Source organism: Candidatus Pelagibacter communis (assembly GCF_001179945.1).
Taxonomy (GTDB): Bacteria; Pseudomonadota; Alphaproteobacteria; order Pelagibacterales; family Pelagibacteraceae; genus Pelagilacustribacter; species Pelagilacustribacter ubique_A.
Window position 1 is genome coordinate 1 of sequence record NZ_CVSG01000012.1, and the last position, 11,223, is coordinate 11,223.

Annotated in this window: 12 protein-coding genes; 5 read left to right on the forward strand and 7 right to left on the reverse strand. The window is 30.9% G+C overall.

Going from position 1 to position 11,223, the window contains the following annotated elements; genetic code table 11:
* The first annotated feature begins 269 nt into the window (after positions 1-269).
* The 5 genes from AMN78_RS00450 to AMN78_RS00470 are packed head-to-tail and all read left to right on the forward strand — an operon-like array spanning position 270 to position 3,006.
* Positions 270-509, forward strand: coding sequence for a hypothetical protein (locus AMN78_RS00450; protein WP_075533671.1), 240 nt, complete (start codon positions 270-272; stop codon positions 507-509).
* Between the two features lie 3 nt (positions 510-512).
* A complete protein-coding gene (gene nadD / locus AMN78_RS00455) occupies positions 513-1,052 on the forward strand; it encodes a nicotinate (nicotinamide) nucleotide adenylyltransferase (protein ID WP_075533672.1) in 540 nt (179 codons plus the stop codon).
* Entirely contained in the window at positions 1,052-1,399 is a 348-nt protein-coding gene (gene rsfS, locus AMN78_RS00460) for a ribosome silencing factor (protein ID WP_075533673.1), read from the forward strand. The genes nadD and rsfS overlap by 1 nt, the downstream gene beginning before the upstream one ends.
* Positions 1,396-2,532, forward strand: a complete 1,137-nt coding sequence (locus tag AMN78_RS00465) for a S41 family peptidase (RefSeq protein WP_075533674.1) — start codon at positions 1,396-1,398, stop codon at positions 2,530-2,532. The genes rsfS and AMN78_RS00465 overlap by 4 nt, the downstream gene beginning before the upstream one ends.
* A gap of 3 nt (positions 2,533-2,535) precedes the next feature.
* Positions 2,536-3,006 carry an RNA pyrophosphohydrolase gene (locus AMN78_RS00470; RefSeq protein ID WP_075533675.1) on the forward strand — a complete coding sequence of 157 codons (471 nt, stop codon included), beginning with the start codon at positions 2,536-2,538 and terminating at the stop codon, positions 3,004-3,006.
* Here the strand turns inward: AMN78_RS00470 and atpC are convergent.
* From atpC to lpdA, 7 genes are all read right to left on the reverse strand, one after another.
* On the reverse strand, positions 2,996-3,385 hold the full coding sequence (atpC, locus tag AMN78_RS00475; protein ID WP_075533676.1) for an ATP synthase F1 subunit epsilon: 390 nt from the start codon (positions 3,383-3,385) through the stop codon (positions 2,996-2,998). The two genes, AMN78_RS00470 and atpC, sit on opposite strands and share 11 nt — an antisense overlap.
* A complete protein-coding gene (atpD, locus tag AMN78_RS00480; RefSeq protein WP_075533677.1) occupies positions 3,385-4,803 on the reverse strand; it encodes a F0F1 ATP synthase subunit beta in 1,419 nt (472 codons plus the stop codon). The genes atpC and atpD overlap by 1 nt, the downstream gene beginning before the upstream one ends.
* Positions 4,804-4,805: 2 nt before the next feature.
* Positions 4,806-5,684: a F0F1 ATP synthase subunit gamma gene (locus AMN78_RS00485; protein WP_075533678.1), complete on the reverse strand. Its 879-nt coding sequence runs from the start codon at positions 5,682-5,684 to the stop codon at positions 4,806-4,808.
* Entirely contained in the window at positions 5,684-7,207 is a 1,524-nt protein-coding gene (gene atpA, locus AMN78_RS00490; protein ID WP_075533679.1) for a F0F1 ATP synthase subunit alpha, read from the reverse strand. The genes AMN78_RS00485 and atpA overlap by 1 nt, the downstream gene beginning before the upstream one ends.
* A gap of 1 nt (position 7,208) precedes the next feature.
* The gene (gene atpH / locus AMN78_RS00495) at positions 7,209-7,766 is read right to left on the reverse strand and encodes an ATP synthase F1 subunit delta (RefSeq protein WP_075533680.1); all 558 of its coding nucleotides are present in this window, start codon (positions 7,764-7,766) and stop codon (positions 7,209-7,211) included.
* A gap of 78 nt (positions 7,767-7,844) precedes the next feature.
* The gene (gene priA, locus AMN78_RS00500) at positions 7,845-9,794 is read right to left on the reverse strand and encodes a replication restart helicase PriA (protein WP_075533681.1); all 1,950 of its coding nucleotides are present in this window, start codon (positions 9,792-9,794) and stop codon (positions 7,845-7,847) included.
* A gap of 28 nt (positions 9,795-9,822) precedes the next feature.
* Complete coding sequence (lpdA, locus tag AMN78_RS00505) at positions 9,823-11,223, reverse strand: dihydrolipoyl dehydrogenase (RefSeq protein ID WP_075533682.1); 1,401 nt, start codon at positions 11,221-11,223, stop codon at positions 9,823-9,825.

The window sequence follows — 11,223 nt, forward strand, 5'->3', positions numbered from 1 at the left end:
CATCAATAGGGGAAATTACTTTTACTACTCCTGACTCCATCCCAATCTCTATTCCCAAGCCCTAAACTCACATGCTAAACAAATAATAGATACTCTTTTAAATTCAGGCTGTGAGGTCAGAGCTGACAAAAAAGTTAATAAAATTTTTAAAGGAAAATTAAAAAACTTCAGAGAAAGACTGGAAAACTGAATATTTAGATGCCATTATTTCAATTAAGACAGTTAAAAATGTTCATGGAGCTGTCGATCACATTTTGAAATATGGCACAATGCATACCGATAGCATTATTACTGGTACTAAAAAAAATGCCGAGATTTTTTTAAATGGTGTTAATAGCTCAATAGCAATGCATAATGTTTCAACTCAATTTGCTGATGGTGGAGAATTTGGTTTTGGTGGGGAAATCGGTATCTCAACTAATAAGCTTCCACCTAGAGGTCCTGTAGGAATAAATCAACTAACTTCTTATAAATATATTGTTTCTGGAAAAGGAATTGTTAGACAATAGTTGATGGCAAATACCCAAAAAAAAAATATTGGTTTATTAGGTGGTAGTTTTGATCCAGCACATAAAGGGCATTTGGGGATATCAAAAATTACTATACAAAAATTAAAACTAAAAAGAATTTACTGGGTTATTACAAGAAAAAATCCTTTTAAAAATAAAACATTTTATTCTTTAGAAGAAAGAATCAAGTTTGCCAAAAAAATAGCTAAAACTGAAAAGAAGATTAAATTAATCTATTTAGAAAATATTATTAAATCCTCTAGAATTATTGATGTGATTAATTACTTTATGAAAAAAAAGAAGATAAAAAATATCTATTTTGTAATTGGCTCTGATAATTTAGCTCAATTTCACAAGTGGAAAAGCTGGAAAAAAATACTAAAATTAGTAAAATTAATAGTTTTTTCTAGAAGAGGATATGATAGAAAGGGTATGAAATCTACTGTGGTTAAAAATTTTAAAAATAGAATAATTTTTATAAAAAACAAACCAATAGTTATATCATCAACACTTTTAAAAAAGCATTCAAAATCAAGTACTTAATGGGAATTATTGATATTAAAAATAATATTGAAAAAATATTAGACGATAATAAAGCGCTAAACATTATGAGCATTGACTTAAAAAATAAATCATACATTGCAGATTATATGGTCATTGCTTCTGGAACATCTTCAAGACATTTACAGGCATTATCTGAAATACTTGTTACCCAATTAAAAAAATTAGGTATAGATAATTGTCGTATAGAGGGAAAAAATAGTAATGATTGGAAATTAGTTGATGCACATGATGTAATTGTTCATATTTTTCATCCAGAGAAAAGAGAGCTTTATGACTTAGAAAAAATGTGGTCAGAAGAAATTCCAAAACAAAAGGCAATCATATGAAAAAAATTTTTGTAATTTCTATTTTTTTTGTCAATATATTGTTATCTCCAGTTTATTCAAAAAGTGATCTCTATGAAAAAATAGATTTATTTGGTGAGGTTTTAGAAAATATAAAAAAGGATTATGTTGATGATGTGGATCAGGCAGAGATGATGGACTCTGCTATTAATGGAGTTCTTCAGTCTCTAGACCCATATTCGGCATACATGAGCCCAGAACTTTTCAAAGAGATGCAAACCGATACAAGAGGTGAGTTTGGAGGCTTGGGAATAGAGATTGGGATGGAGTCAGGAGTAGTAAAAGTAATTTCCCCTATTGATGATACTCCCGCTGCTAAAGCTGGTATTAAAGCTGGTGATTACATTGTGAAAATTGGGAATGAACAAGTTCAAGGAAAATCTTTATTAGAAGCAGTAAAATTAATGAGGGGTCCCGTTGGCACATCTATAGACCTTACTATTAGACGTAAAAATGTAAAAAAACCATTAGAATTTAAAATAGTTAGAAAAATTATTGAGGTTCAATCTGTCAGTTCAAATACAATCGGTGAGAAAAAAAATCTTGGCTATATAAGATTAAAATCATTTAATGAAAATAGTGATAAACAATTTTTGAAATCTGTGAAAGAATTTGAAAAAAATCAAAAAATGAAAGGGTATGTGCTTGATCTTAGAAACAATCCAGGAGGTTTACTTCAGCAAGCAATTAATATTACAGATTTTTTTTTAGAAGACGGTGAAATAGTATCTACTAAAGGAAAGAAAATTTCTGAAACTAGAAAATTTTTTGCCAGAAAAGGAGATGAAATAAAAGGCAAACCAATTATAGTCTTAATCAATAATGGTTCTGCATCTGCATCGGAAATTTTTGCCGGAGCATTAAAAGATCATAAAAGAGCGATTATATTAGGTGAGAACTCATATGGTAAAGGCTCTGTTCAGTCTATTATTCCTTTGAGAAACGGTGGAGGCATGAGGTTAACTATATCGAAATATTACTTGCCATCTGGAAAATCTATTTCTGAAGTGGGAGTGACACCTGATATTTTAGTAGAGGAAAAAGGTGAAGATTTTTTAATAAACTCAGAAAAAGATAACCAGCTTAATTACGCTATTAAACTTTTTAATTCTTAAAATATGAAAAGAAAAAAATTACCCATGCGAGACGGGGTGGGTATAATAATTCTTAATAAAAAAAATCATGTTTTTGTTGCTAAGAGAAAAGATAATCCAATAGATAAGTGGCAAATGCCTCAAGGTGGAGTTAATTCAGGAGAAAGTTATCTATCAGCGATGAAAAGAGAACTTTTAGAGGAAACTAGTATAAAAAGCATTGAAATTTTAAAGGAGATAAATGGTTTTTTTGAATATGAACTACCAGATAATCTCGTAGGAATTATTTGGAAAGGTAAATTTCGAGGTCAAAGACAAAAGTGGTTTATAACAAAATTTACTGGGGATGAGAATGAAATAAATCTCAGTACAAAACACCCAGAGTTTATAGAATGGAAATGGATTTTACCTGATGAGCTTCCGAATGTAATTGTTAATTTTAAAAAAAAATTATATTTAGATTTATTAAAAAATTTAAAAAAATTTATTGATTGATATTTTTTAGGGTATTTATTTTATAGGAAAGTACGTATTTTTCTTTGTCTGATAATTTATTGTCACTCATTTTTTTTTCTACTTCAATAACACTATTTTTAATAAAGTTTTGATCAATATCCGTTAATTCTTTAGCTGTTGATGTTAAGATTAAAAGACTATTGTTTACAAACTCTACCGTGCCCTCCTCAACAAAAAAACTTTTTTCCTCATTATCTTTTATTTTTATAATCCCAGGCCTCAAGAAAGTTATAAGCGGAATGTGCTCTTTTAAAATACCCATTTCGCCCTCATAGGAGGGAATTATTACCTCGCTGGTCTCACTTTTTAATAGAGTCCCATCGGGTGAAATAATTTCAACTGTAAATTTCTCCGACATTATTTGTTTTCTTTAGCTAGCTTATCTGCCTTTTCTACTACTTCTTCTATACCACCAACCATATAAAAAGCTGCCTCTGGCAAATGATCATATTCTCCTTTGCAAATAGAGTCGAAGCCTTTTATAGTTGCATCTAAATCCACTAACTTTCCCGGAGATCCTGTAAAAACCTCTGCAACAAAGAAAGGTTGTGATAAAAATCTTTGTATTTTTCTTGCTCTAGCAACAGTTAATTTATCTTCCTCGGAGAGTTCGTCCATTCCTAGAATAGCAATAATATCTTGAAGAGATTTATATGCTTGTAAAATTTTTTGCACATCTCTAGCTACTCTATAATGCTCTTCTCCAACTACTCTTGGATCTAATATTCTTGAAGTTGAGTCTAACGGATCTACAGCAGGATAAATTCCTATTTCTGCGATTTGTCTTGATAATACTGTTGTTGCATCTAAGTGCGAGAAAGATGTAGCGGGCGCTGGGTCTGTTAAGTCATCAGCAGGAACATAAATAGCCTGAACAGAGGTAATTGAACCTTTGTCTGTAGAAGTAATTCTTTCCTGTAAATTACCCATATCTGTAGCAAGTGTTGGTTGATATCCAACGGCTGAAGGAATTCTTCCTAATAGAGCTGATACTTCCGAACCGGCTTGAGTGAATCTAAATATATTGTCTACGAAGAATAAAACGTCTTGACCTTCTTTATCTCTAAAGTATTCGGCAACCGTCAATCCAGTTAAAGCAACTCTTGCTCTTGCTCCTGGGGGTTCATTCATCTGTCCATAAACTAGTGCTGCTTTTGATCCTTTTCCATCAGTTTTTATTACTCCTGACTCAATCATTTCATGATACAAATCATTTCCTTCTCTAGTTCTTTCGCCAACACCTGCAAAAACTGAAAATCCTCCATGTGCTTTTGCAATGTTATTAATTAATTCCATGATCGTTACAGTTTTTCCAACTCCGGCTCCACCAAATAATCCAATTTTTCCACCTTTCGCATATGGTGCTAAAAGATCGATAACTTTTATGCCTGTTACTAATTGTTCAGTTTCAGTTGCTTGATCAGTAAATTTTGGAGCTTCTCTGTGTATTGGCCATTTTTCTTTTGTCTTAACTTCACCTTTTTCATCTATAGACTCACCAACAACATTAATAATCCTTCCTAGTGTTTCAGGACCAACTGGCACACTAATCGGCGCTTCAGTATTTATGACTTCATCACCTCTTTTAAGACCTTCTGTTGCGTCCATCGCAATTGTTCTTACATCGTTTTCTCCTAAGTGCTGAGCAACTTCTAAGATCAGTTTATTTCCTGAATTGTTTACTTCTAAAGCTGTATAAATTTCCGGTAAGTCAGAATCAAAATTTACGTCAACTACTGCACCAATGATTTGTGTTATTTTTCCTTTTTTGCTCATAATTATAAACTTTCTGCTCCTGATATAATTTCTATTAATTCTTTTGTAATAGAGGCTTGTCTGCTTCTATTATAATCAATTGTAAGTTTATCGACTAAATCCCCAGCATTTCTCGTTGCATTATCCATCGCCGTCATTCTTGATCCTTGTTCACTTGCTGCATTTTCAAGTAGAGCTTTGAAAACTTGAGTTGAAATATTTTTTGGTAACAAGTCCTCTAAAATTTCATCTTCTTCTGGTTCAAACTCATATGAAAAGTTTTCGTTATTGTTTTCTTTTAAATTTTTTGTCTCCGCTGGAATTATTTGTTGAGCTTGGGGTATCTGTGTAATTACATTTTTAAAATTGTTGTAAAATATAATACATTTATCAAATTTATTTTGATTGAATAAAGATATTATTTCTTTTCCTACCTCATCCGCTTCGTTAAAGCTTATGTTTTTTTTATCTTTAAAACTGAATTTTTTAATCACATATTTTTCATATTCTCTTTTAATTTGATCATGTCCTTTCGAACCAACTGTAATAATATTAAGTTCTTTTCCTTCACCTAGAATTTTTTTAAAATTAGTCTTAGCTAATTTACAAATATTTGAATTAAATCCTCCGCAAAGCCCTCTGTCAGCAGTTAAAACTACACACAAATACTTTTTATCTTCTCCTGTTCCGACCAAAAGTTTTGGGGCATTTTGAGGGTCATTGATGGATTTAGTCAAATTCAATATTATATTTTGCATTTTTTGACTGTAAGGTCTGCCTTTCTCTGCACTTTCTTGAGCTTTTCTTAGTTTAGCAGCGGCAACCATCTTCATTGCCTTAGTAATTTTTTGCGTAGATTTTACACTTTTAATTCTTTTTTTTAGATCATCTAAACTAGGCATTATTTTTTCTTATATTCCTCTATAATTTGTTTTAATTGATTTTCTGTATCTTCATCTAATTTTCCAGATGATTGAATTGCTTCAACTATTTCTGGTTTATCATTTTTGACTTTTTCGATTATATCTTTCTCAAATCCCTTAATTTTTACTAAATCAATGTCATCCAAATATCCTTTTACTCCAGCAAAAACTGAGATTACTTGTTCTGCAACAGTCATTGGAGAGTATTGGTCTTGTTTTAATAATTCTGTTAATTTTGCACCTCGATTCAATAGCTGTTGAGTAGAAGCATCTAAGTCTGATCCAAATTGAGCAAAAGCTGCCATTTCTCTATATTGGGCAAGTTCTAATTTGATTGAGCCAGCTACTTTTTTCATCGCTTTAGTTTGTGCTGCTGATCCTACTCGCGATACTGATAAGCCAACGTTAACTGCAGGTCTTATTCCTTGGTTAAATAATTCAGTTTCTAAAAATATTTGTCCATCAGTAATAGAAATTACATTTGTAGGAATATAAGCAGAAACATCGCCTGCTTGAGTCTCAATAATTGGTAATGCAGTTAATGATCCCCCTCCATTTGCGTCACTTAATTTTGCAGATCTTTCTAAAAGTCTACTGTGAAGATAAAAAACATCTCCAGGGTAGGCTTCTCTTCCTGGAGGTCTTCTAAGTAAAAGTGACATTTGTCTGTATGCTACTGCTTGTTTTGACAAGTCATCGTAGACTATTAAAGCATGCATTCCATTATCTCTAAAATATTCACCTATCGTGCAGCCAGTATATGGAGCTAAAAACTGAAGTGGCGCAGAATCTGATGCTGTTGCAGCAACTATGGTTGTGTATTTAAGTGCGCCTGCTTCTTCTAAAGTCTTAGTTATTTGAGCTACAGTTGAACGTTTTTGTCCAATTGCCACATAAACACAATAAAGTTTTTTCTTCTCGTCAGAAGACTCATTAATTTTTTTTTGATTAATAATTGTATCAATAGCAACTGCAGTTTTACCTGTTTGTCTGTCACCAATAATTAATTCTCTTTGGCCTCTGCCTACAGGTATTAGCGAGTCGATAGATTTTAGTCCTGTCTGCATTGGTTCACTTACAGATTGTCTTGGAATTATACCTGGGGCTTTTACTTCAACTCTTTTTCTTTCTTTTGTAGAGATAGCTCCTTTTCCGTCTATTGGATTTCCTAAACCATCTACAACTCTTCCTAATAATTCTTTTCCAACTGGAACATCAACAATTGCATTGGTTCTTTTAATTGTATCACCTTCTTTAATTTTTCTATCATCTCCAAAAATTACAACTCCGACATTGTCATTTTCTAAGTTTAGAGCCATGCCTTTAGAGCCATCTTCAAACTCGACCATTTCTCCAGCCTGAACATTATCCAAACCGTAAACTCGCGCTATTCCATCACCAACTGATAAAACTTTTCCAATTTCTGAAACTTCAGCTTTTTCACCAAAATTTTTAATTTGATCTTTAAGTAATTTAGTAACTTCTGAAGGGTTTATAGACATATTAACTTTCTAACATCGCCTGTTTGTATTTATTTAATTTATTTTTTATTGAGGTATCGATCATAAAGCTTCCAAGTTGAAGTTTTAATCCTCCAATAAGTTCTTTATCAACCTTATAGTTAAGTTTTATAGTTGAGCTTGTTGAAGAAGATAGTTCTTTACTTATATTCTCAAGTTCAGTCTCTGATAATTCTTTAGAAGATATTAAAGAAGCTTTAACTTCTCCTCTTTTTTTTGCACATAATTTTAAAAAACTATCAACAATTTTTTCAACAAAAAATATCCTTCTTTTTTCAATTAATAAAAACATAAAGTTTTTTAAATTTTTTGAAAGACTCAGCTTTTCAGCCAATAGTTTTAATACGTTATTTTGATTTTGTTTACTTTGAGTTGGATTGTGTATGAAATTTTTTATCTCAAGGCTATTATTCAATAGAGAGGCAAAGTTCTTGATGTCATTTTCTATTTTCTCTAATTCATTAGCTTCTTGGGCTACTTCAAAAAGTGCGCGAGAGTATCTTTCTGAAGTTTCTGTTGAGAAAGATTTATGTGTGCTCATTTTTTATTGAAATTATTGTGAAATAATGAAGGTTTCGTATCATAAGAGTTTACCTTGATCAAGTTACCAATTTATAAATTAACCAAAATTTACAGGATCGACATCAACCGTAAGTTTAATTTTACTTGAGATTTTCAATGAATTTAGAAGGTTAGAAACCATTTTTTGCTTTAAGCTTTTCTCATTAAACCTAATTAATAATCTTGATCTAAATTTTTTTTTTATCTTCAGTAAAGGCGAGTCTACGGGACCCATGATTTCTAAACCAATAATTTTACTTAGATGTCTTTTAATTTGTCTAGCTCCTTCAATACTTAAAGATTGATTATTTGCCGATACGATAATTGCAATGAGTCTACAAAAAGGAGGTAGAGAATTTTCTTTTCTAGAAATAAGTTCTTTTTTTAAAATTTCATCAGGATTACTTTTGATTAACTCATTTAAAGTAATATCCTCTGGAGATAATGTTTGATAAACAATTAAAGACTCAGAACTAAATCTACCAGCTCTTCCACTTAACTGGTTATATAATTGAATATTTTTTTCAGTAGTTCTTAAATCGTAACCTCTTCCCGAAAAATCTGCATCGATTACAACTATACAATTTAGTTTAGGAAAATTAAAGCCTTTCGAAATCATCTGAGTTCCAACTAAAATATCTACCTGATTATTTCTGATTCTATTAAACAAAGAATTAATATGATCTTTTTTTTTCATATAATCACTTGAAAAAATTTCTATTTTGCTAGTAGGAAATAATTTACTTACTTCCTCATAGATTTTTTCAACACCTGGACCATACATTATAAAATCACAATTTTTTTTATCTTTACATTTATTTGTTATTTTTTTTTCAGAAGAACAATGATGGCAGATAGCTTTATTTTTATTTTTATGAAATGTTAAATACATTGAGCAATTATTACATATCTGTTTATATCCGCAGTTTTTACAAATCAGATATGGGGCATATCCTCTTCTATTTAAAAAAAATAAAACCTGTTCATTTTTCTCAAGGAACTTTTTAACTATTTTAATACTCTCATCAGAAATAAAACTATTTTTAATTTTTCTTAAATTTAAATTAACAATTTTTGTTTTTGGTAAAGGATAGTCAGCGTATCTTTTGTTAATTTTAAAATGTCTAAATTTTTTATTTTGAATATTATTAAAAGTTTCAAGTGATGGTATCGAAGTAATCAAGTGGATTGGTATTTTTTCAAAGGAAGCTCTGGCTATTGCCATGTCTCTTGCATGATATATTACACCTTCATCTTGCTTATAAGAAGTGTCATGTTCTTCATCAACAATTATAACTCCAAGTTTTTTAAAAGGTAAAAGTAAAGAAGATCTTGCTCCAACTACTAGTTTAATATTATTATTAATTATGCCATTCCAAATAATTTTTTTATTTTTTGGCGTTATTTTTGAGTGCCAAATTGCAGGTTCGAAACCAAAAAAATCATAGAATCTTGATTTAAATTCATTAGTTAAAAAAATTTCAGGAAGTAAAACCAAAGCTTGCTTATTTTCAGCAATAATTTTTTTTATTCTCTCAAAATATACAAGTGTTTTACCTGAACCAGTTATTCCTTGAAGGACAGAAACATCAAATCTATTATTTTTTAAATTTAGAAATTTAAAAGCATTATTCTGTTCTTGATTTAAGTTAAATTTTTTCGCTTTAATAATTCTTAGATCAAAATTTTTGTCATTTTTTATAAATAAATTTTTATTTCCTCCAATGACCATTTTAAGAACGAGCCCTAAGGGTGTTACGTTGTACATCGCAAACCATTTCATAAAATTAATGAAATTTTTATTTAAAGAAATTTTGCCTATCTTTTTATGGATATTTTTAATTTTTATGTCTTTTGGCGCAAAAATTTTATCTGGCCACACAACACCAGTCGCCTTTTCTTTTCCAAACGGGACTTCAACAATATCACCTGGAGTCAATTTTTCTTTTTTTGTTTCGTATGTGAATGAAAAATTAAATATTTTAGGCAGCAGTACTTGTGCTTTCATATTTTAATAGTAGTTGAATTTTACTTTTTTAAAAATGAATTGGTCTTTTATCAACAGCTAAAGCTGCTTCTTTAATGGCTTCTGTATGTGTAGGATGGGCATGACACGTTCTAGCAATATCTTCTGAACTTGCTCCAAATTCCATCGCTAAAGCCATCTCTGCAATCATATCTCCACAATGCGGGCCAATTATATGCACGCCTAGTACTTTATCAGTTTCACTATCAGCTAAAATCTTTACAAATCCATCTGTTTCGTTGTTAACTTTCGCTCTCGAATTAGCTAAAAAAGGAAATTTTCCAACTTTGTAAGATTTTTTTTCTTCTTTCAGTTGTTCCTCTGTTTTGCCAACCGTGGCTACTTCGGGAGATGTATAGATAACTCCTGGAATTACATCATAGTTTACATGACCTGCTTGACCTGCCAAAATTTCAGCAACTGCGATCCCTTCCTCCTCTGCTTTGTGAGCTAACATTGGTCCTTTAATCACATCTCCTATCGCATAAATATTTTTAATTGATGTTTGAAGCTTACTATTAACTTCGATTCTACCTTTGCTGTCTTTTTTTATTCCGACTTTTGTCAAATTTAATCCTTCTGTGTATGGCTTTCTACCAACCGAGACCAAAACTTTATCAAATTCTAATGACTCAGCTTTCGACGTTTTTACATCTGTAAAATTTATTAAAATTCCTGTTCCATTAGTCTTAACAGAATTCACTTTTGAACCCATCTTAAACTTTATTCCTTGTTTAGTTAAAATCTTTTTAAATTCGTCAGATATTTCTCTATCCATACCAGGAGTTATATGATCGAGATATTCAATTACAGTAACCTCTGAGCCTAGTCTTGACCATACCGAACCCATTTCTAAACCTATATAACCTCCGCCAATAACTGCTAATTTCTTTGGCACCTCATTCAAAGACAATGCTCCAGTTGAAGAAATTATATTTTTTTCATCAATTTCTATGCCTGGTAGAGAAACAACTGCAGACCCTGTAGCTATAACAATATTTTTTGCTTTATAATTCGCTCTCTTGTTATTTTCATAAACTACAATATCATTTTTTGAAAACAAAACACCTTTGCCTTTGATATATGTAACTTTATTTTTTTTAAATAAAAACTCTACACCCTTTGTTAGCACTTGAACTGATTTGTTTTTGTTTGACATCATTTTTTCTATATTTAATTTAATACCTTCAATTTCTATTCCTTGCTTGTTGAAATCTTTTTTTGCTTTATGGAAGTTTTCAGATAAATTAAGTAGACTTTTTGATGGTATGCAACCAACATTCAGGCAAGTCCCACCTAATGTTCCTCTGGATTCCACACAGGCAGTTTTAAGACCTAATTGTGCAGCTCGTATCGCACAAACATAACCTCCAGGTCCTCCGCCAATAACTATTAAATCAAAATTATCCAT

Bases quoted from the DNA above. Each gene is read 5' to 3' on its own strand.
- AMN78_RS00450 (WP_075533671.1), top strand. From the start codon at position 270: ATGCATACCGATAGCATTATTACTGGTACTAAAAAAAATGCCGAGATT.
- nadD (WP_075533672.1), top strand. From the start codon at position 513: ATGGCAAATACCCAAAAAAAAAATATTGGTTTATTAGGTGGTAGTTTT.
- rsfS (WP_075533673.1), top strand. From the start codon at position 1,052: ATGGGAATTATTGATATTAAAAATAATATTGAAAAAATATTAGACGAT.
- AMN78_RS00465 (WP_075533674.1), top strand. From the start codon at position 1,396: ATGAAAAAAATTTTTGTAATTTCTATTTTTTTTGTCAATATATTGTTA.
- AMN78_RS00470 (WP_075533675.1), top strand. From the start codon at position 2,536: ATGAAAAGAAAAAAATTACCCATGCGAGACGGGGTGGGTATAATAATT.
- atpC (WP_075533676.1), bottom strand. From the start codon at position 3,385: ATGTCGGAGAAATTTACAGTTGAAATTATTTCACCCGATGGGACTCTA.
- atpD (WP_075533677.1), bottom strand. From the start codon at position 4,803: ATGAGCAAAAAAGGAAAAATAACACAAATCATTGGTGCAGTAGTTGAC.
- AMN78_RS00485 (WP_075533678.1), bottom strand. From the start codon at position 5,684: ATGCCTAGTTTAGATGATCTAAAAAAAAGAATTAAAAGTGTAAAATCT.
- atpA (WP_075533679.1), bottom strand. From the start codon at position 7,207: ATGTCTATAAACCCTTCAGAAGTTACTAAATTACTTAAAGATCAAATT.
- atpH (WP_075533680.1), bottom strand. From the start codon at position 7,766: ATGAGCACACATAAATCTTTCTCAACAGAAACTTCAGAAAGATACTCT.
- priA (WP_075533681.1), bottom strand. From the start codon at position 9,794: ATGAAAGCACAAGTACTGCTGCCTAAAATATTTAATTTTTCATTCACA.
- lpdA (WP_075533682.1), bottom strand. From the start codon at position 11,223: ATGGATAATTTTGATTTAATAGTTATTGGCGGAGGACCTGGAGGTTAT.